We start from the raw sequence: 20289 nt of genomic DNA on the forward strand, positions 1-20289 counted from the left end.
TGCCAAGTCGTCAGGCGTTACTGCCCGGTTGATGCCTTACCGTCCGAACTTTCGGTCGCCGCACCGGAGTTGTCCGACTCGCCCTCGGGGTGGTGGCAGGCCACCTGGTGCCCGGTCCGCAACCGGATCAGCGGCGGCTCGGTGGTGGTGCACTCCTCGGTCGCCTTCCAGCAGCGGGTGCGGAACCGGCAGCCGGACGGCGGGTCGATCGGCGAGGGGACGTCGCCCTTGAGCAGGATCCGGCCGCGCTGGGTGCGCCGCTTGGGGTCGGGCACCGGCACGGCCGAGAGCAGCGCCTTGGTGTACGGGTGCCGGGGCGAGGCGTAGAGCGAGTCCCGGTCGGCCAGTTCGACGATCTTGCCGAGGTACATCACCGCGATCCGGTCCGAGACGTGCCGGATGACCGAGAGGTCGTGCGCGATGATCACGTAGGTCAGGCCCAGCTCCTCCTGGAGGTCGTCCATGAGGTTGACGACCTGGGCCTGGATGGAGACGTCGAGCGCGGAGACCGGCTCGTCGGCGACCACCAGCTTCGGCTTGAGGGCCAGCGCCCGCGCGATGCCGATGCGCTGGCGCTGACCGCCGGAGAACTCGTGCGGATAGCGGTTGTAGTGCTCCGGGCTCAGGCCCACCAGCTCCAGCAGCCGCTGCACCTCCTTCTTCACCCCGCCCTCGGGCTCGACGCCCTGGAGCCGGAAGGGGGTGGAGACGATCCCGCCGATGGTGTGCCGCGGGTTCAGCGAACCGTACGGGTCCTGGAAGATCATCTGGATGTCGCGGCGCAGCGGGCGCAGCCGGCCCGGGGACAGGTGGGTGATGTCCTGGCCCTCGAACTCGACCGAGCCGCCGGTCGGTTCGTCGAGCCGGGTGATCAGCCGGCCCATCGTCGACTTGCCGCAGCCGGACTCGCCGACGACGCCCAGCGTCTCCCCGGGGAAGACGTCGAAGTCGATCCCGTCGACCGCCTGGACGGCCCCGACCTTGCGCTTGAGCAGGCCCTTGGTGATCGGGAAGTGCCGGACCAGGCCGCGGACCCGCAGCAGCGGCTCGTCCGGGGCGGCGGACCCGGAGCGCTCGGCACGCCCGACCGCAGGGGTCGCCGCGGGCTTCGCGGCCTTCTCCGTGTCCACCGACTTCTCGGCGCTCTCGACCTGCTCCGCCTGTTCGGCGTTCTCGGCCCGCTCGGGCTTCGCGGTCGCCTCAGGCTTCTCAGTCTTCTCGGTCACAGCTTCGGCGCAATCTCTTCGGTCCAGATACGCTCCCGCTCCTCCCGCGGCAGGTGGCAGGCGGAGAAGTGCCGGCCGTCGACCTGCTGCAGTTCGGGGCGCACCGTGCGGGTGACGTTGTCCTTGGGGACGTCCGCGTACGGGCAACGGGGGTTGAAGGCACAGCCGGACGGCACGTTGATCAGGCTGGGCGGCGAGCCCTTGACCGGGATGAGCCGGTCGGTCTGGTCACGGTCGATCCGCGGCATGGAGCCGAGCAGGCCCCAGGTGTAGGGGTGCTGCGGGGTGGCGAACACCTCGTCCGAGGGGCCCCGCTCCACGCACCGGCCGCCGTACATCACCAGCAGGTCGTCGGCGAGCTCGGCGACCACGCCCAGGTCGTGGGTGATGATGACGACCGCCGAGCCGAACTCCTTCTGCAGATCGCGGATCAGGTCCAGGATCTGCGCCTGGACGGTGACGTCCAAAGCGGTGGTCGGCTCGTCCGCGATCAGCAGCTCGGGGTTGTTGACCAGCGCCATGGCGATCATGGCGCGCTGGCGCATACCGCCGGAGAACTGGTGCGGATGGTCGTCCACCCGCTTGTCCGGCTGCGGGATGCCGACCCGGTCGAGCATCTCCACGGCGCGCTTGCGGGCGGTCTTCTTGTCGACGTCGTGGTGGACCCGGTACGCCTCCACGATCTGCTGGCCGACCGTGTAGAAGGGGTGCAGCGCGGACAGCGGATCCTGGAAGATCATCGCCATCTCACGGCCGCGCAGCCGGCGCACCTCGTCCGGGTCGGCGGCGACCAACTCCTTGCCGTCCAGCCAGATTTCGCCGGACATCCGCACCTTGCTGCGCTGTTGGCGGGAGGCCCGGTGCAGGCCCATGATCGCCAGTGAGGTCACCGACTTGCCGGAGCCGGACTCGCCGACGATGCCGAGCGTCTTGCCCTTCTCCAGGCTGAAGGTCAGCCCGTCGACGGACTTCACCAGGCCGTCGTCGGTGGAGAAGTGCACCTTCAGGTCCCGCACGTCGAGGAAGGCGGAGGGGGCCGGGGGCGCGGGGGCGGGCTCGGCGGCGGGCCGCCCGGCCGCCGTGGTCTTGTCCTGGGAAGAGTCGGTCACGAGAGCCTCACCCGCGGGTCGACGGCGGCGTACAGAACGTCCACCACCAGGTTGCACATGACGATGAAGAACGCGGCGAGCAGGGTGACGCCGAGAATGTTCGGCAGGTCGTTGGCGTTGATGGAGTCGACCGCGAAGGCGCCGACCCCCTTGAGCGAGAAGACCTGTTCGGTGATGAGCGCACCACCGAGCAGCAGGCCCAGGTCCATGCCGAAGACGGTGATGATCGGGGTGAGCGCGGCCCGCAGTCCGTGCCGGATCACCACCCGGCGCTCCCGCAGGCCCTTGGCGCGGGCGGTGCGGATGTAGTCCTCGCTCAGCGTCTCCAGCATGCCCGCCCGGGTGAGCCGGGCGTAGAGCGCCGAGTAGAGGAAGGCCAGGGTGACCCAGGGCAGGACCATGACCTGCGCCCAGCCCGCCGGATCGTCCAACAGCGGTACGTAGTCGCTGCGTTGGAAGATCGGCCACTGGTAGGTGAACAGGGCCAGCGCCAGCGCGCCGGTGAAGAACATCGGGAGCGAGACGCCGGCCAGCGCCACGCCCATCGCCATCCGGTCGAAGAGCGAACCGGGGCGGAGTGCGGAGAGCACACCGGTGGCGACACCGGACAGCACCCACAGCACCGCCGCGCCGGCGGCCAGCGACAGCGTCACCGGGAGCCGGGACTGGATCTCCGGCCAGACCTCGATGTGGGTCTTGAAGGAGTAACCGAAGCACGGCACATGGCACGTGGCCGCCTCCGGGCCGAACTTGTAGTCGACGCCGACGAAGATGCCCTTGAGGAAGTCCCAGTACTGCTCGTACACGGGCTTGTCCAGGCCCAGGTTCTTCTTCACCGCGGCGATGTCCGCGGGCGTGGGGGCCTTTCCGATGTACTGCTGGGCAAGCTGGTCGGTGCTCTGCCCGGCCAGCTTCGGCAGCAGGAAGAAGATGCCGAAGGTGACCGCGCTGACGATCAGCAGCAGGATCACTGCGCTGATCAACCTGCGGATGATGTACGAGAACACGGGGATGCGGCGCCGGTGCCGCGGGCCGGGAGCGACCGGCCCGCGGACACCAATGCCTTCACCTGCCTTCCAGGGCTGCTACTTCTTGACGCCGATGTTGAGGTAGTCGTACTCACCGCTGTAGGCCGAGGTGGACACCATGTTGGTGGCCTTGGGCGAGCGGTAGAGCAGGACCTTGAAGTAGGTCAGCGGGACGATCGCCGCCTGCTCCATCGCCTTCCGGTCGATGTCCCCGTACGCCTTCTCGCGGGCGGCCTTGTCGGTGTTGGCGATGGCGCTGTCGAGCAGGTTGTTGATCTCCGGGTCGTCCAGCTGCGACAGGTTGGAGTTGCCGGACTGGCTGATCGCCTTGCCGTGGAGGATCTGCTGGAGGTAGCCGTAGCCGGTCGGGAAGTCGGCGCCCCACTGCATCATCATCAGGCCGACGTTGTTGGCCTTGTCGAAGGCCGGCACACCGGCGTAGTCCGAGAAGTACTTGCTGGTCGGGTACTGCTGGAGCTTGGCGTTGATGCCGATCTTCTTCAGCGAGCCGATCACCGAGGTGGCCGCGTCGACCTCGTCCTGGCGGTCGTTGCGGGCCAGGATGGTGGTGGAGACGTTGCCGGCGCCGCACTTCTTCCAGTGCGCCTGCGCCTCGGTCAGGTCCAAGTTGTCGCCGTTGTACTTCTGCGGGTACAGGTCGTACTTCTGGTAGCCGGCGATGTCCGTCGGCAGGACCGTGGAGGCGATCTCACCGCGGATCGGGCCGCCGAGCGCGGTCTGCACGGCCTTCTTGTCGATGGCGTACTCGACGGCCTTGCGGCACTCGACGTTGTCGAACGGCGCCACCTTGGTGTTGATGGCGGTGTAGACCAGGCGCTGGCCGAGCGCGTTGTCGGTGTTGGCCTTCTGCGTGGGGTCGGTCAGCAGCTGGGCCTGGGTCTGGCCGTCCACGCCGCGTCCGGCCATGTCGACCTGGGTGTTGCCGGACTGGAGGTCCTTGTCGATGGTCGACTGGGCGACCTTGAGGTTGAGGACGATCTTGTCCGGCAGCTGCTTGCGCAGCGGGTCGTTGGCGGCGGACCACTGCGGGTTGCGGACCAGGGTGAGCTTCTTGCCCTCCTGGTAGCTCTCGAACTTGTACGAGCCGGTGGAGACCACGGACTTGGTGTAGTCCGCGCCCTTGTCCTTGGCCTGCGGGACCGGGGCGGTCTGCGGGGCGCTGACCAGCTGGTCGAACTCCGCGAACGGCTTCTTCAGATGGAAGACGATCGTCTGCGCGTCGGGCGTCTCTATGGACTTGAGCCCTTCCTTGCTCTTGTCCTTGTAGGGGCCCTTGTAGCCGCCGTCGTTGTCCACCAGGAACTGCTGGAAGTAGTTCGGGCCCAGGGAGAGGATGTCGCGGGCGAAGTTGCTGCGCTCCACCGCGTACTTGACGTCCTGGGAGGTGACGGGGTTGCCGTCCTCGAACTTGACGCCCTTGCGCAGCTTGTACGTCCAGGTCTTGCCGCCGTCGCTGGGCTTGCCCAACGACTCGGCGAGGTCCGGGACCAGCTCGTTGCCCTTGGTGCCGGGACCGGGCTTGAAGGTGGTGAGCGGACGCGCGTACAGGCGGCTGAAGTTGTAGACGAAGGCGTAGTAGGTGTTGCCCGGGTCGAAGGACTCGGGGGCGTCGCTCATCGCGTAGGTGAGGGTGCCCCCCTTCTCGTCCGAGGCGTTGACGACGCCCTTGGTGGCGGCGTTGGCCCCGGCCGAACTGCCGGAGGAGCCCTTTCCGCTGCAGCCGGCCAGCAAAAGGCCCGCACAGGTGATGGCCGCGACAGTCGCGACCGGAAGTGACCTTCGCATGATGCTCGGTGTCCCCTTCGTTCGTCGAGAAACGTCAGATCGAAACGGCTGGAAGTGAGGTGCCGGGCGGGCGGCCGGATCAGCGGCCGCGCGGGTCCAGCGCGTCCCTCAGACCGTCACCGAGCAGGTTGAACGCGAGCACGGTGACGAAGATCGCGAGACCGGGGACGATCATGTACTGGGGGTCGACCTCGTAGTACTTGACCGCCTGGGTGAGCGTGCCGCCCCAGGACGACTGGGGTGGCTGGATACCGACGCCCAGGAAGCTCAGCGCCGCCTCGAAGAGGATGTTGGAGGGGATCAGCAGCGTCGAGTAGACGATGACCGGCCCCACCAGGTTGGGCAGGAGTTCCCTGAAGAGGATGAACGGCCCGCGGGCACCCAGGCCGCGGGCGGCGGCCACGAACTCCCGCTCCCGCAGCGAGAGGGTCTGGGCCCGCACGATCCGGCCCATGTAGGGCCAGTTGAAGAAGCCGATCACGAAGATCAGCACCGAGATGTGCAGCGGCAGACCGTCCAGGCCGAAGGCGCCGCCCTGCAGCGACGCGGAGATCGCGATGGCGAAGAGCAGCAGCGGGAAGGCCAGGAAGACGTCCATCATGCGGCTGATGAACGCGTCCACCCGGCCGCGGTAGAAGCCGGCGACGACGCCGAGGACGGTGCCGATGGCCACCGACAGCAGCGTGGCGCCGAAGGCCACCAGCAGCGAGACCCAGGAGCCCTCCAGGATCCGGGAGAGCAGGTCACGGCCGAACTTGGGGTCCACGCCCAAGAGGTGGTCGGCGCTCATCCCGCCGAAGTCGCCCTTGGGAAGCGTGGTGTTGGGGTCGATCAGGTCCTGGTGCGGCTGGTTGGGGTCCAGGCCGAACAGGTGCTGCAGGGGCCGGGAGAGCGCGGCGGTCAGGATGAGCAGGATGACAACGATGGCACCCGCCATCGCGACCTTGTCGCGGCGGAAGCGCAGCCAGGCGATCTGGCCGAGCGAGCGCCCCTCGATCCGCTTGCTCTCCACGCCTTCCAGCACCGCTTCCGGCTGCGCCTGCGCAGCCGCCCCGGTGGTCTCGATCGGTGCGGTCACGGTGGATCAGAACCCCTCCCGGCCGACGGTGGCCGACCTGTGCGCGCCGCGGTGGCGGCCTGGTTTCTACCTCACTGGTGTGTCCCCCGGCCGCCATCTCCGCCAGGTCGCGCGGGAGTTGGCGCTGCGGACGTGTCGGAAGCGTGCGTGACGTCGGTGGGGGATGGCGCTCGTACAAAGGACCGAGGTCCTCGATGCCGGGAGTCTTCATCCGACTCGCGATCACTCACCAGCCCTGACGGTGAATGGATGCGTAACTGTGATGTGGTCCGCGGCTTTCCGTTATACGAACACCAGGGCGGACTCAGCGGTGCGCGAGGCGGTCGGAAGAGGCGTCAACCGCCGTGCGGAAAGGGGGAATTCAGGCCAAGAACGGCAGCGGGCGGGTGCCCGCCGCGGGCACCCGTCGGCGTCAATAGGGGCGCGGGTAGCCGTAACCGTAGGTGGGTCCGGGAACCGGCGGCTGGGCGTAGCCGTCGCGGTCGAAGAACGGACGGGCGCACGCCCGCATCCACATCCCGACCGGGTCGTACTCGTCGTTCATGGCGACCGTGGAGACCGGCAGACCGTCCGGCACGGCGCCCATCGACTGCTGGATCATCATCCGCGCGGCGTCCACCGACGGCTGCCCGGTGTCGTACAGATCCAGCCCGATCGCCAGATACGGGGCGCCGAGGGCGGGTTGCACCCAAGCCCGACGCAACGACCGCACGGGGGGCGTCCGGTGGGCGTTCTGCGCGAGCAGGGCGTAGAACTGCGGGATGTCGATGACCGGTTCGGAGATCCGCAGCGGTCCGGCGGGCAGTCGGTCGAGGCCGGCGGCGATCCGGCGCAGGTCGAGCCAGGGGATGCCGACGCCGCCGCCGGGGGCGTGCGGATTCAGCCACAGCCCCCAGCGGTCGGGGAAGAGCGAGGCGGCGATCTCGGGGCCGCTGACGAGTTCGTGGTCGCGGGTCCAGCCGGAGGCGGCGAGCTCGGCCGCGGAAGTCACGCAGGGGGCGTACCCCAGCCCGTCGACCTCCATGTTGCCGTACTGCGCGTCGGGTTGTCCGGCCCGGCCGTGCCACAGGAGCATCCAGACCTGCCCGTGCGCGAGGGCGCCCAGCAGCGCCTCGTAGGCGTCATAGCGCCCGGGCGAGACCTGTCGCAGCATCTGCTCGACCTGGTCGGCCGCCGCTCCCTGATGCGCACCGGCGCTCACGTGGTCCGTCCCTTCTCCCGGCAGGGCCCGCGCCCGCCCGTCGTTCCACCAGCTTACGAGTGGTCCCGGGTGTAGAAGGGCCGCACGCGCTCCAGCATCCAGTCGGCGACCGGGTCGCCCTGGGCGATGTCGAGCAGGACGAGCTGGACCGGCCAGGGCACCGGCACCTGGCCCAGCGCCCGCCCCAGCGCGGTCAGCACCTCGTCGCGGGCGCCGCCGTCGTGCAGCCGCTCCGGGGCGACCTCCACCTGCACCCCGACGAAGAGTGCCGGCGTGTCGCCCTCGACGCTGGCCAGCGCGCGGCGGGCGGTCAGCACGCATCCGGCCTCGGAGAACGCCAGGCCGGCGGCGGCCAGGAAGTCCACCGGCTCGTCCTGCCAGTCCGGTTCGAAGAGCCGCACCCGGGCGCCGCCGCCCTGCGGGCCGTCCAGTTCGGTCCGTCCGGCACGACACATTTCGGCCACCGCGGGCGGCGGCAGCGGGACGCCGACGGTGCCGTCCGGATTGACCGCGATGCCCAGCAGCGGCGGCAGCCCGCGGGCGAACTCCCGGGCGGGCGCGACGGTGTACGACATGTGCGGCCCGACGACCCGCAGGAACTCCTGCTCGGAGCTGAAGACCGGAACGTAGGCGGCGCCGCCGAGCTCGACGGTCGGCAGGTCCAGGCCGGCCGCGCCGAAGCCGGCGCTCTCCGGGCCGCCGCTCTCGGGCAGCGGCACCCACACCCGGCTGCGGCCCAGCACCTCGACGATCCGGCCACCGGCCTCGGGGTGCCCGACCGACGCGGCCAGCACCTCCTCCAGCTCGTTGGCCGGCCAGGCCAACTGCGGTATCCCCGCGTCCGGGACGTGCCCCGGCACCGGACCACCGTGCTGCGGGTAATTGTCCGGATAGTTCATCTCACCCACCCATTACTGGCCGCGCTGCCCGGCCCCTGACCCTGGGGGCGGGTCCATGGGCCCGCCCCGGTGGGTCAGACCCTAACGGGCCCGGGCCCCTCCGGCGGACCGGGCCCCGCCCTGATCTACCGGACGGTCCCCGAGGGCCGTTCCCCGTAGCCGGTGGCGTCCGCGGCGGGCGCACCAGCGGGGCGGACGCGGGCGGTGAACGTGACGCGCTCCAGGACCCCGGCGGCGGACCGGTCCAGCAGCACCGCGGAGCGGAAGCCCGCGGGCAGCCGGGCCTCCTCGGCGCGGGCGACCAGCCGGCGCACCGCCCGGCGGTGCCGGGCGAAGGCGTACCGCGACACCCCGCGGCCGCGCGCCCGTTGGCCGCCCAGCGCCGTCCCGGGCGGCACGTCGAGCAGCACCAGGTGCAGGCCCCGGCCGTCGCGCCGGGCCGTCCGGACGAGCCAACGGCGCACCCACGCCAGCGTCCCGCAGTCGTGCACCACCACGCTGCCGCCGGAGCGCAGCGCCCGGCGCAGGGCGCGATAGTGCGCGGCCCGGACCAGCGGGCGGTAGAGCGCGTACGGCAGGTGCCGCAGCCGGCCCCGCTCCCAACGCTCCCGGCTGTCCTGGGAGTCGATGCGGTACACCGGGTCACCGCGGCCGTCGAGCGTCGGCAGCACCCGCTGCATCAGGGTGCTCTTGCCGCTGCCGGGCAGGCCGGAGACCACGATCAGATCGCCGGGTGCGAAGCGGAGCGCGGTGCGGGGGGCGCGGGCGCCGTCGCGGAGGTCGGTGATCCGGACCCGGTCGGGGCGGGCGGTGGGGCGCGGGCGGCGCGCCGCCCGGGGCCCGGCAGGCGCGGGCTCGGGCGCGGGCCCGGGTGCCGTCCCCGCCGTCGTCGCGTATGCCGCTTCGCTGTGCACCGTGATCGCCCCTCCCCGTCGGCTCAGGCCGGGTTCGGGACCCGACCTGCCCGCAGAGTGTCAAGAAAAGGTAATGGGCAGCAAGGCGACGGCGTCCGGCGCCACCGGATCCGGCGGTCCGCGGGCGGGTCCCGGATCCGGGCCGCGGTGCGGGTGGGCGGGGACGGGATGCCGGCCGGGGCTCCTGTATCCGGCGATCCCGTGTAATGATGTGGCCGCCACGGGCACACCGGAAGGTCACTCGTGCAACAGCCAGCCCAACTCCATACCGGCCGCTTGAATCCGCGCGGGAGAGTCCCCGGCCGCCACGGCGGGGCGCCGAAGGAGCAAGTCCTCCCTTGAATCTCTCAGGCCCCTATACCGCGCGGGCGAGGCAGATCTGAAAAGCGAGCCACTGCCTGGCTGAAGGGGCGGCTCCACCCAAGGTGCAAACCGGGCCCGTTCGTGGGCTCCCGGTGAACCTCTCAGGTTCCGATGACAGATGGGGAGACCGTCTTGTCACCCATGCCTGGGAGCCCGGAACGATGACTGAAGCCCCCCGCCGTACCGCGCTGGATGCCACGCACCGCGCGCTCGGCGCGACCATGACCGACTTCGCCGGCTGGGACATGCCGCTGCGCTACAGCAGCGAACGCGAGGAGCATGTCGCGGTCCGCACCCGTGCCGGCCTGTTCGACCTCTCCCACATGGGCGAGATCACCGTCACCGGTCCGCAGGCCGGCGCGCTGCTGGACCACGCGCTGGTCGGCAACATCGGCGCCCTGAAGGTCGGGCGGGCCCGCTACACGATGATCTGCGCCGCCGACGGCGGCATCCTCGACGACCTGATCGTCTACCGCCTCGACGAGCGGGAGTTCATGGTCGTCGCCAACGCCTCCAACGCCCAGGTGGTGCTGGACGCGCTGGCCGCGCGGCAGGCGGGCTTCGACGCCGCGGTCCGCGACGACCGGGACGCCTATGCGCTGGTCGCGGTGCAGGGCCCGGAGTCCCCCGGCATCCTCAAGAAGCTCACCGACGCCGACCTGGACGGGCTGAAGTACTACGCCGGCCTGCCCGGCACGGTCGCCGGCGTGCAGGCGCTGATCGCCCGGACCGGGTACACCGGCGAGGACGGCTTCGAGCTGTTCGTCCGGCCGGCCGACGCGGTCGCGGTGTGGGAGGCGCTGACCGAGGCGGGCCGGGACGTCGGACTGGTCCCGTGCGGACTGTCCTGCCGCGACACCCTGCGCCTGGAGGCGGGTATGCCGCTGTACGGGCACGAGCTGACGACCGCGCTCACCCCCTTCGACGCGGGCCTGGGCCGGGTCGTGAAGTTCGAGAAGGAGGGCGACTTCGTCGGGCGCGCGGCGCTTGAAGGGGCCGCGGAGCGCGCCGAGCAGAACCCGCCGCGCAAGCTGGTGGGTCTGGTCGCCGAGGGGCGCCGGGTGCCGCGCGCCGGCTACCCGGTCGTCGCCGCCGACGGCACGGTGATCGGCGAGGTCACCTCGGGGGCGCCCTCCCCGACCCTCGGCAAGCCGATCGCCATGGCGTACGTCGACGCCGAGTACGCCGCGCCGGGCGCGGAGGGCGTCCGGGTGGACATCCGCGGCACGCACGAGCCGTACGAGGTCGTCGCGCTGCCCTTCTACAAGCGGCAGAAGTAGCCGACGGCGCCGGCGAGTCCGCGGTGCCCGTCGCGGACCTGCGCCGTTGCGTCCGGCACGACGTGTCTCACTGGGCAAGACCCCATTCACGATCACACCCCCGCGTACAGGAGAATCGAGCCATGGACAACCCCCAGCAGCTGCGCTACAGCAAGGAGCACGAGTGGCTGTCGGACGCCGAGGGCGGCGTCTCGACGGTCGGCATCACCGAGCACGCGGCGAACGCGCTCGGCGACGTCGTCTTCGTGCAGCTCCCCGAGGTCGGGGCCACCGTCACCGCGGGCGAGTCCTGCGGCGAGCTGGAGTCGACCAAGTCGGTCAGCGACCTCTACTCGCCGGTGGACGGCGAGATCACCGAGGTCAACGAGGACGTCGTCGCCGACCCCTCGCTGGTGAACTCCGCCCCGTTCGAGGGCGGTTGGCTGTTCAAGGTCAAGATCAGCGGCGAGCCGGAGGACCTGCTCACGGCCGACGAGTACACCGCCTTCGCCGCCGGCTGACCCTCCCGCCACCGCACGGGCGGGGCCGCGGCGCCCCGCCCGCTCCCCCTCTCTCCAGGAAGTCCCATGTCGCTTCTGAACAGCTCCCTGCACGAGCTCGACCCCGACGTCGCCGCCGCCGTCGACGCCGAGCTGCACCGTCAGCAGTCCACCCTCGAAATGATCGCGTCGGAGAACTTCGCCCCGGTCGCCGTCATGGAGGCCCAGGGCTCGGTCCTGACCAACAAGTACGCCGAGGGCTACCCGGGCCGCCGCTACTACGGCGGCTGTGAGCACGTCGACGTCGTCGAGCAGATCGCCATCGACCGGATCAAGGCGCTCTTCGGCGCCGAGGCCGCCAACGTCCAGCCGCACTCCGGCGCGCAGGCCAACGCCGCCGCGATGTTCGCGCTGATCAAGCCGGGCGACACCATCCTGGGTCTGAACCTCGCCCACGGTGGGCACCTGACCCACGGCATGAAGATCAACTTCTCCGGCAAGCTCTACAACGTGGTGCCCTACCACGTCGACGAGAAGACCAACCTGGTCGACATGGAGGAGGTCGAGCGCCTCGCCAAGGAGCACCGCCCCAAGCTGATCGTCGCCGGCTGGTCCGCCTACCCGCGCCAGCTCGACTTCGCCGCCTTCCGCCGGATCGCGGACGAGGTCGGCGCGTACCTGATGGTCGACATGGCGCACTTCGCCGGCCTGGTGGCCGCGGGGCTGCACCCCTCCCCCGTGCCGCACGCCCACGTCGTGACCACGACCACGCACAAGACGCTGGGCGGCCCCCGCGGCGGTGTGATCCTCTCCACCGCCGAGCTGGCCAAGAAGATCAACTCCGCGGTCTTCCCGGGGCAGCAGGGCGGTCCGCTGGAGCACGTGATCGCCGCCAAGGCGGTGTCCTTCAAGGTCGCCGCGTCGGAGGAGTTCAAGGAGCGCCAGCAGCGGACCCTGGAGGGCGCCAGGATCCTGGCCGAGCGCCTGATCCAGGACGACGTCAAGGAGCACGGCGTCTCGGTGCTCTCCGGCGGCACCGACGTCCACCTCGTCCTGGTCGACCTGCGGGACTCGGCTCTCGACGGCCAGCAGGCCGAGGACCGCCTCCACGAGGTCGGCATCACCGTCAACCGCAACGCCATCCCGAACGACCCGCGGCCCCCGATGGTCACCTCCGGCCTGCGGATCGGCACCCCGGCCCTGGCCACCCGCGGCTTCCAGGCCGAGGACTTCCGCGAGGTCGCCGACATCATCGCCGAGGCGCTCAAGCCCAGCTACGACCGCGAGGCGCTCAAGGCCCGGGTCACCGCCCTGGCGGAGAAGTACCCGCTGTACCCGTCGCTGTGACGGGTCGGTCACCGGGGCGCCACGGCCCCCGGTGACCAGCGGCGGCGGACCGGTCCGCCGGCCCGCCGCCGCCCCGACGAGCCCCGGCCCGACCGGCGGTCGCACCCCCTTTTCCCCGCCCCGGACACCCTCCGCGCGCACCGGCGCCCTCCGTCCGGCTCCGTCCGGATCCGTCCGGCTTCACCTCCCCTTATCCCGCCCGCCGCCTCCCGTCCGGCGGCAATCCCCCGCGAGCGGGTTACGCTCGACAGTCGGGCCGGAAAACACCCCATTCCTGCCCCGATGTGCTCCACCGTCCACCACGAGCAGACAAGGGAGTCAGCCCCCGTGGCCATCTCCGTCTTCGACCTCTTCTCCATCGGCATCGGCCCGTCCAGCTCCCACACCGTCGGCCCCATGCGCGCCGCCCGGATGTTCGCCGGCCGGCTCAAGAAGGACGGTCTGCTCGCCCAGACGGTCTCCGTACGCGCCGAGCTCTTCGGCTCGCTGGGCGCCACCGGCCACGGCCACGGCACCCCCAAGGCCGTGCTGCTCGGCCTGGAGGGCCACTCGCCGCGCACCGTCGACGTCGAGACCGCCGACGACGAGGTGACCCGCATCCGCACCAGCGGCCGGCTGCGCCTCCTCGGCGCCGAGATAGGCACCGCGCACGAGATCGACTTCGACGAGTCCACCCAGCTGATCCTGCACCGCCGCCGGTCCCTGCCGTACCACGCCAACGGCATGACCCTCTTCGCCTACGACGCGGCGGGCGCCCCCCTCCTGGAGAAGACCTACTACTCGGTGGGCGGCGGCTTCGTCGTCGACGAGGACGCGGTCGGCGAGGACCGGATCAAGCTCGACGACACCGTCCTGACGTACCCCTTCCGCACCGGCGACGAGCTGCTGCGGCTCTCCCGGGAGACCGGCCTGTCGATCTCCGCCCTGATGCTGGAGAACGAGAAGGCGTGGCGCACGGAGGACGAGATCCGCACCGGCCTGCTGGAGATCTGGCAGGTCATGCAGGGCTGCGTCACCCGCGGCATGTCCCGCGAGGGCATCCTGCCCGGCGGCCTGAAGGTCCGCCGCCGCGCCGCCAACGCCGCCCGCGCGCTGCGCGCCGAGGGCGACGCACCGGCCCGCGCCATGGAGTGGGTCACCCTCTACGCCATGGCCGTCAACGAGGAGAACGCCGCCGGCGGCCGGGTGGTGACCGCCCCCACCAACGGCGCGGCCGGCATCATCCCCGCCGTCCTGCACTACTACGTCAACTTCGTCCCGGGCGCCGACGAGGACGGCGTGGTCCGCTTCCTGCTCGCGGCCGGCGCCATCGGCATGCTCTTCAAGGAGAACGCCTCGATCTCCGGCGCCGAGGTCGGCTGCCAGGGCGAGGTCGGCTCCGCCTGCTCGATGGCCGCCGGCGGCCTCGCCGAGGTCCTCGGCGGCAGCCCCGAGCAGGTCGAGAACGCCGCCGAGATCGGCATGGAGCACAACCTCGGCCTGACCTGCGACCCGGTCGGCGGCCTCGTCCAGATCCCGTGCATCGAGCGCAACGGCATGGCCGCCGTGAAGGCCGTCACCGCCGCCCGGATGTCGCTGCGCGGCGACGGCCGCCACCACGTCTCCCTCGACAAGGTCATCAAGACCATGAAGGAGACCGGCGCCGACATGAGCGTCAAGTACAAGGAGACCGCCCGCGGCGGCCTCGCGGTGAACATCATCGAGTGCTGATACCCGCACCCCCCGTGCCACGCCCCGGGCGCCGCCGAGACCTCGTCCCGGCGGCGCCCGGGGCGGTTTTCGTGGGCCGGAGCCGGTGCGCGGAAGAAGCGCCCTAGCGGCCTATCTCCCAGGCGAACGGCGGGAGTTCACTGGCCCGGAAGTAGATGTCCAGGGCCCGGGCGGCGGGGACGAACGGGTGGACGCGGGCGCCGTCGAGGCCGGGGAGGCGTCGGGCGCAGTGCTGGACGCAGCCGGCCGTCTCCCGACCGTGGCGGTCGATGAGGGTGGCGGCGTCGGGCGGGCCGTCGCACGGGGTGGGGTCGGCGGCCGCGGCGGCGGGGCAGCGGCGGCGGGCGGCGGCCGGGAGGGTCGGGCGGGTGGTGGGCGGGGCGCTCGTCGGCTGGTTCATTGCGGTCCCCCTGGTGCTGCGTCGGTGCGGGTGCGGACGCGGCGCCGGTGGCGGTCGGGCGCTGACAGGCGCCACCGGTGCCCAGGACAGTGGTGCTCGCCGCGGTGGGGGTCCATGCGGCCTTGGCGAAGACCTGGGGCGTTCGTCAGCCAATCATGGCCAAGCGCTGGGGGGAGGTTCGACGGCGGCCGGTGGACGCGGACGGGGGACGGCGCGGGGGTCGAGGAGCAGGGCGAGCGAGAGCAGGGCGGCGGCCAGCAGCCAGCCGGCCAGGACGTCGCCGGCCCAGTGGACGCCCAGGTAGACGCGGGTGAGGCCGACGCCGACGGCCCACAGGGCGAGCAGGGCGCACCAGGGGCGGCCGGTGCCGGGACGGGTGCGGTGCAGGACGCCCCAGGCCAGGAGGCCGGCGGCCAGGGCGGAGATGGTGGCGTGTCCGGAGGGGAAGGAGTGGCCGGAAGCCTGGGCGGCCCAGTCGGCGAGCGGCGGGCGGGGCCGGGCGAGCAGAGCCATCAGACCGTAGCGGACGGCCTGACCGGCGGCGAGGACGAGCACCGCGCAGGCCGCCGCGCGGATCCGGCCGGAGGTGTCGCGGCCGGCCAGGAGGCCGGCGAGGAGCGCCATCAGATAGGGGACGACGCCGGTGCCGGTGGTGGTCAGGGCGCCGGCCAGGGAGCGCAGCGGCTCCCCGCGGTGGGCGGTGGACCAGTGGAGGGCGGCTCGTTCGGGGGCGAGCGGGGCGCCGTGCCGCACAGCCACGGTGACGGCCGCGGCGGCGAAGAGGACGGCGCACAGGGTCGCGGTGGCGACCAGGCGGCTCGGGGGCGCACCGAGGCGCGGGCCGCGGCCGGGGGCCGAGCGCGCGCCGTCGCGTCGAGGACCGGGGACCGGTGCCGACGGCGCCCCCGAGGGCGTCACCGCGCGGCGACCAGCGGGCGCAGCGGGGTCTCCCGAAGGCGTTCGACGAGCGGTGCGGCGCGGCGGGCGAGCGGCATGAGGACCGCGGCGACCAGGGTGCCGACGACCAGGCCGACCACGACGTCGTGCGGGTAGTGGGCGCCGACCCAGACCCGGGAGGCGCCCATCAGGAGCGCGGCCGGGACGGCGATGGCGCCGAGCCGACGGTCCAGCAGGAGCAGGGCGATGGCCGCGGAGGCGGCGATGGCCGAGTGGTTGCTGGGGAAGGACCAGTCGCCGAGCCCGGGGCACGGCTCGACGGTGACGACATGGAGGGTCTGGCAGGGGCGCTGCTCGTGGAAGAAGCTCTTGACCACGTCGTTGGCCACGTAGGCCAGGACCACGACGACCGGGACGGCCAGCGCCATCGCCATCGTCACGGGAGCCGCGTGCCGCCCCTCCCCCGGGGTCAGTCGGCGGCGGGTGCTGCCGCCGAGCCGCTGTCGGGCGCGCCACCAGCCGGCCAGCATCAGCAGCGCGAACACCCCCAGTCCGAGGTCGGTCCAGTAGGAGACCAGGGAATTGAGGAAGCTCGGCATCTGCTGGGCGAAGCCGGTCACAGAGGTGTACAGGCCGCCGTCGATCGAGGCTCCGCCGAAGGCGAGGTCGGTCACTGGGCTTTTCTCCTTGGCGGATCGGTGCGTGGTGCATGGACTGGTGCCGGGCGGCCCTGGTGGTGCGCCGGCCGCCCGTGTGCACCAGCAAGTGTGCCGGGTCGTTCAGGGTGCCGGTGGCGCGGTGGCGTGATCCGTCGCATCGGTGGCCGCCGTTTCCGGCCCGCCGGACCCGCCCCGCTTGCGGGAACGGAGCACTTCCAGGGCGATCGGGGCAAGCGAGACCAGGATCACCAGGGCGACCACCGGGAGCAGGTACCGGTCGACGTTGGGCACCGAGGCGCCGAGGGCGTATCCGGCGAGGGTGAGACCGAGGGTCCAGATCAGGCCACCGGTGGCCTGCCAGAGGGTGAAGGTGCGGCCGGGCACGTTCAGGGCGCCGGCGAGCGGGTTGAGCACGGTGCGGACGACGGGCACGAAGCGGGCCAGCACGATCGCCTTGGCGTGGCCGTAGCGCGCCAGGTACTCCTCGGCGCGGGCGGCGCCCTCCTGGAGCTTGCGGGAGCGGCCCCGGGCGAGCAGCGCGCGACCGCCGCGCCGGCCGATCCAGTAGCCGGTCTGGGAGCCGATGAGGGTGCCGACGACCGCGGCCGGCAGGACCTGGGGCAGCGAGAGGTGGACGGCGCCGCCGACGCCGGGCGCGCACAGCAGGCCGGCGGTGAACAGCAGGGAGTCGCCGGGCAGGAAGAAGCCGACCAGGAGGCCGGTCTCGGCGAACAGGACGACGGCGACGCCGAGCGCGCCGAAGGCGGCGAGCAGGGAGCCGGCGTCGAGGACGTTGACCGCCTGGGTGACGGTGCCGCTGGCGTGCAGTGCCGCGGACGCTACGGCCATGTCGGTGGCCCCTCCCATAATGGGTTCCGGGTCCGCCCGGCGGGCCGACCCGACCGTCTACAGCCCAGTAGACGGTCTACGGAACTGTAGACGAAGGAATGGTGGAGGGCGTTCCATGTCGGAGACATCACCCGCGGCTCGTCGCCCGGCCGGCGAGCTGGAGGCGAGCGTGCTGGCGGCCCTGTGGGCGGCCGACGGACCGCTGACCCCTGCCGAGGTGCAGGGCGAACTGGGCGGCCGGCTCGCCCGGACGACCGTCACCACCATCCTCAGCCGGCTGCACGACAAGGGCGCGGTGTCCCGCTCCCGGGCCGGCCGCGGCTTCGCCTACTCGCCGATACACGACTCCGCCGGCCTGACCGCCCGACGGATGCGCAGCGAGCTGGACAAACAGGACGACCGCACCACCGCGCTCGCCCGCTTCGTCTCGGAGCTGACCAGCGAGGACGAGCAACTGCTCCGCTCGCTGCTGGACGAGGCGGACCCGGCGGGCACCCAGGGAGCGGCGGGCACGGTCGACGGCCGGTCCCCCTGGACCGGGACCACGCCATGATCTTCGCCGTCTGGCTCCCGCTGGTGATGCCGCTGCTGGCGGTGCCGACCGCCCGCCGGCTCGCCGGGTCGCTGCCGCCGCGCGCCGCGGCCTGGCTGCTGGCGGGGTGCGCCGCCGCGCTGGCCGCCTGCACGGCCGCGGCGCTGGGGCTGCTCACGGTCGCCGGGGCGCTGCGGCTGCCGCCGGTGGCCGCCTTCGGCCACCTGGAGCGGGCGCTGCCGGGCGGCGACGCGGTGGTGACGGTCCCGGCCGCCCCGGTCGCCGGGGCGCTGCTGGCCTGCTGCGCGTTCGCGGTCGCCCGCCGCGCCCTGCGGCACCGCGCCGAGCTGCGCGCCGCCCGGCGTGCCGCCGACGCCCACGGCCTCGCCGGCGACCTGTGCGTCCTGCCGGAGTCGGCGCCCGACGCCTACGCCCTCCCGGGCCGGCCGGGGAGGGTGGTGGTCACCGCGGGGATGCTGCGGGCGCTGCCGCCCGCCGAGCGCGAGGCCCTGTTCGCCCACGAGCGCGCCCACCTCGCGGGCCGCCACCACCTCTTCCTGCTGGCCGCCGAGCTGGCCGCGGTCTGCCACCCGCTGCTGCGCGAGCTGCGGTCCCCGCTGGCGTACGCGCTGGAGCGCTGGGCCGACGAGTCCGCCGCCGCCCGGGTGGGCGACCGGCAGGTCACCGCCCGGGCCATCGGCCGCGCGGCGCTGGCCGCCCGCACGCACGCCGCGGCGCCCCGCCCAAGCGCCGCGGCGGCCGCCACGACCGGCCCGGTCCCCCGCCGGGTCGCCGCCCTGCTGGGCTCCGACCGCGCGGCGGACCGCCCGCGCGGCCGGTCCCTGCCGGGTGGCCGCCGGCTGATAGCCGCCGCCCTGCTGGCCTGCGTCGCCTTCTCCGCGGCGGGCGCGGCGGACGCCGCGGCCGATCTCCACCAGACCGTGGAGACGGCCCAGGGGGAGCAGCCGGGCCGTTAGGGCGTCGGGGCGCCCCCTCGGGGCGCCGGCGGGTGTCATACCGCCCCGACGGCGTCCTCGGCCGTTCCGTGGGGCGGCCGGTCCGGGTCGTCGTCGCCCACCGTGAAGCCCAGCCGGGCACCGCCGCCGGGGCGGGCGGCGGCGAAGGCCCGGCCGCCGTACGCCGCCGCGATCTCCCGCACGATGGCCAGGCCCAGCCCCGAGCCGGGCAGGCCGCGGGCGGCCGGGGCGCGGTAGAAGCGGTCGAAGACGTAGGGGAGGTCGCAGTCGGCGATGCCCGGGCCGCGGTCGAGGACCTCGACGCGGGCGCCGGTGACCACGACCTCGATGGGCGCGGTGCCGTCGGCGTCGAACTTCGCGGCGTTCTCCAGGAGGTTGCTGACCGCCCGCTGCAGGGCGGCCGGGCGGCCCTCGACGACCGCCGGGCGGACGGCCCGCACGATGATCTCGCGGCCGGTGCGGCGGCGGGCCGCGGCCGCCGCGCGGTCGGCGACCTCGGCCAGGGGGACGTCCGACGGCGGGTCGTCGTCGCGCTGCCCGGCCGCCAGCGCGACCAGTTCGTTGACCAGGTCGGTCAGTTCGCGGGCCTCGCCGGCCAGGTCGGCGAGCAGCTCCCCGCGGGCGTCCGGCGGCAGCTCCTCGAAGCGCTTGAGCAGCGAGATGTTGGTCCGCAGCGAGGTCAGCGGGGTGCGCAGCTCGTGCCCGGCGTCCTGGACGAGCCGCTGCTGGTCGCGCACCGCGGCGGTCAGCCGGCCCAGCATGTCGTCGAAGGCCCGGCCGAGCCGGGCGACCTCGTCCCGGCCCGCGACCGGCACCACGACGTCCACCCGGCCGTGCGCGGCGACGCTCTCGGCGGCCGTGGTCAACCGGACCAGCCGCCCGGTGATCCGTCGCGCCAGCCACCAGCCGACGGCTCCGGCCAGCGCGATCACCGCGGCGGCCAGCAGCACGGTGCGCTGCTGGAGCGCGGAGAGCAGGTCCTCGGTGCCGCTGAGCTTCCGGGCGACCTGGACGGCGCCGCGCCCGCCGCCGAGCGCCACGGTGGCCACGTGGTACTCCGCGTCGCCGAGGACGACCACCCGCTCCTCGTAGCCTCCGGCGTCCCGCCGGGCGGCCACCCGCCGTTCGCGGTCCCCGGCCGGCAGCACGGGGTGCCCGGCACCGACGATCCGCCCGCCGGCGGCCAGCACCTGGACGGCGGTGCGGCTGGCGCCGGCCAGTTCGTCGCGCGGCCCGCCGGGGTCGGGGACGGCGGTGTAGTCGGAGGGGCTGTAGGGACGCTCCCGCACCTGGGCCCGCAGGTCCCGGACGACCTCGGTGAAGACCGACTTCTCGTCCAGCCGCACCAGCCGGGCGGCCGAGTCGTAGCTGAGGAAGCCGACCAGGACGGTCACCCCGGCGGCGCCGGCGGCGAAGGCCAGCGCGAAGGAGGTGCGCAGACTGGCCGGTGCACGGGCGCACAGCCGGGCCGGCAGCCACCGGGCGGCCCACCGGGCCACCGGCAGCCGGGCGAGCAGGCCACGGCCCCTGGGCAC

19 protein-coding genes and 2 riboswitches are annotated in these 20289 nt (G+C 72.9%); of the genes, 6 read left to right on the forward strand and 13 right to left on the reverse strand.

The annotated features are described in order from the left end of the window. Window positions 1-17: 17 nt before the first annotated feature. The 8 genes from SNOUR_RS13545 to SNOUR_RS13580 all read right to left on the reverse strand — a co-directional run bounded on the left by SNOUR_RS13545 (window position 18) and on the right by SNOUR_RS13580 (window position 9261). Window positions 18-1043: an ABC transporter ATP-binding protein gene (locus tag SNOUR_RS13545; protein WP_312635963.1), complete on the reverse strand. Its 1026-nt coding sequence runs from the start codon at window positions 1041-1043 to the stop codon at window positions 18-20. A gap of 179 nt (window positions 1044-1222) precedes the next feature. After that, the gene (locus tag SNOUR_RS13550; protein ID WP_067346776.1) at window positions 1223-2335 is read right to left on the reverse strand and encodes an ABC transporter ATP-binding protein; all 1113 of its coding nucleotides are present in this window, start codon (window positions 2333-2335) and stop codon (window positions 1223-1225) included. After that, window positions 2332-3342, reverse strand: coding sequence for an ABC transporter permease (locus SNOUR_RS13555; protein WP_067346777.1), 1011 nt, complete (start codon window positions 3340-3342; stop codon window positions 2332-2334). The genes SNOUR_RS13550 and SNOUR_RS13555 overlap by 4 nt, the downstream gene beginning before the upstream one ends. A 78-nt stretch (window positions 3343-3420) precedes the next feature. Further along, entirely contained in the window at window positions 3421-5169 is a 1749-nt protein-coding gene (locus SNOUR_RS13560) for an ABC transporter substrate-binding protein (RefSeq protein ID WP_067346779.1), read from the reverse strand. Between the two features lie 79 nt (window positions 5170-5248). Continuing rightward, window positions 5249-6247 (reverse strand): ABC transporter permease, encoded by a 999-nt coding sequence (locus tag SNOUR_RS13565; RefSeq protein WP_067346781.1) that lies wholly within the window; start codon window positions 6245-6247, stop codon window positions 5249-5251. Window positions 6248-6659: 412 nt separating this feature from the next. Next, complete coding sequence (locus tag SNOUR_RS13570; protein ID WP_079142606.1) at window positions 6660-7448, reverse strand: enhanced serine sensitivity protein SseB C-terminal domain-containing protein; 789 nt, start codon at window positions 7446-7448, stop codon at window positions 6660-6662. Between the two features lie 53 nt (window positions 7449-7501). Then, complete coding sequence (locus tag SNOUR_RS13575; protein ID WP_079142608.1) at window positions 7502-8347, reverse strand: enhanced serine sensitivity protein SseB; 846 nt, start codon at window positions 8345-8347, stop codon at window positions 7502-7504. 125 nt (window positions 8348-8472) lie between these two features. Continuing rightward, complete coding sequence (locus tag SNOUR_RS13580) at window positions 8473-9261, reverse strand: AAA family ATPase (protein ID WP_376738512.1); 789 nt, start codon at window positions 9259-9261, stop codon at window positions 8473-8475. 277 nt (window positions 9262-9538) lie between these two features. Beyond that, window positions 9539-9634, forward strand: a riboswitch (glycine riboswitch). Then, window positions 9635-9752, forward strand: a riboswitch (glycine riboswitch). 33 nt (window positions 9753-9785) lie between these two features. On the opposite strand from SNOUR_RS13580, the gene gcvT reads away from it, so the two are divergent. The 4 genes from gcvT (at window position 9786) to SNOUR_RS13600 (ending at window position 14440) form a co-directional block, all read left to right on the forward strand. Further along, entirely contained in the window at window positions 9786-10904 is a 1119-nt protein-coding gene (gcvT, locus tag SNOUR_RS13585) for a glycine cleavage system aminomethyltransferase GcvT (protein ID WP_067346782.1), read from the forward strand. Between the two features lie 122 nt (window positions 10905-11026). Continuing rightward, on the forward strand, window positions 11027-11404 hold the full coding sequence (gene gcvH, locus SNOUR_RS13590) for a glycine cleavage system protein GcvH (protein WP_039632606.1): 378 nt from the start codon (window positions 11027-11029) through the stop codon (window positions 11402-11404). Between the two features lie 66 nt (window positions 11405-11470). Continuing rightward, entirely contained in the window at window positions 11471-12730 is a 1260-nt protein-coding gene (gene glyA / locus SNOUR_RS13595; RefSeq protein ID WP_039632608.1) for a serine hydroxymethyltransferase, read from the forward strand. Between the two features lie 327 nt (window positions 12731-13057). Next, entirely contained in the window at window positions 13058-14440 is a 1383-nt protein-coding gene (locus SNOUR_RS13600) for an L-serine ammonia-lyase (RefSeq protein WP_067346784.1), read from the forward strand. Window positions 14441-14543: 103 nt separating this feature from the next. On the opposite strand, the gene SNOUR_RS13605 is transcribed toward SNOUR_RS13600, so the two are convergent. The 4 genes from SNOUR_RS13605 to SNOUR_RS13620 all read right to left on the reverse strand — a co-directional run bounded on the left by SNOUR_RS13605 (window position 14544) and on the right by SNOUR_RS13620 (window position 17245). Further along, on the reverse strand, window positions 14544-14840 hold the full coding sequence (locus SNOUR_RS13605; RefSeq protein ID WP_039632613.1) for a hypothetical protein: 297 nt from the start codon (window positions 14838-14840) through the stop codon (window positions 14544-14546). A gap of 153 nt (window positions 14841-14993) precedes the next feature. Beyond that, window positions 14994-15758: a phosphatase PAP2 family protein gene (locus tag SNOUR_RS13610; protein ID WP_067346786.1), complete on the reverse strand. Its 765-nt coding sequence runs from the start codon at window positions 15756-15758 to the stop codon at window positions 14994-14996. After that, entirely contained in the window at window positions 15755-16411 is a 657-nt protein-coding gene (locus tag SNOUR_RS13615) for a phosphatase PAP2 family protein (protein WP_067346787.1), read from the reverse strand. Before SNOUR_RS13615 ends, SNOUR_RS13610 begins: the two co-directional genes overlap by 4 nt. Window positions 16412-16516: 105 nt before the next feature. Next, on the reverse strand, window positions 16517-17245 hold the full coding sequence (locus tag SNOUR_RS13620; protein ID WP_067358269.1) for a DedA family protein: 729 nt from the start codon (window positions 17243-17245) through the stop codon (window positions 16517-16519). 115 nt (window positions 17246-17360) lie between these two features. Here SNOUR_RS13620 and SNOUR_RS13625 point away from each other — a divergent pair, with 115 nt between their 5' ends. Together SNOUR_RS13625 and SNOUR_RS13630 are read left to right on the forward strand one after the other, a co-directional pair. Then, window positions 17361-17798, forward strand: a complete 438-nt coding sequence (locus tag SNOUR_RS13625; protein WP_067346789.1) for a BlaI/MecI/CopY family transcriptional regulator — start codon at window positions 17361-17363, stop codon at window positions 17796-17798. After that, entirely contained in the window at window positions 17795-18754 is a 960-nt protein-coding gene (locus SNOUR_RS13630) for a M56 family metallopeptidase (protein ID WP_067346791.1), read from the forward strand. The genes SNOUR_RS13625 and SNOUR_RS13630 overlap by 4 nt, the downstream gene beginning before the upstream one ends. A gap of 35 nt (window positions 18755-18789) precedes the next feature. Here SNOUR_RS13630 and SNOUR_RS13635 read toward each other — a convergent pair whose 3' ends face one another. Continuing rightward, on the reverse strand, window positions 18790-20289 hold the full coding sequence (locus tag SNOUR_RS13635) for a sensor histidine kinase (RefSeq protein ID WP_079142614.1): 1500 nt from the start codon (window positions 20287-20289) through the stop codon (window positions 18790-18792).

Source organism: Streptomyces noursei ATCC 11455 (genome assembly GCF_001704275.1).
Taxonomy (GTDB): Bacteria; Actinomycetota; Actinomycetes; order Streptomycetales; family Streptomycetaceae; genus Streptomyces; species Streptomyces noursei.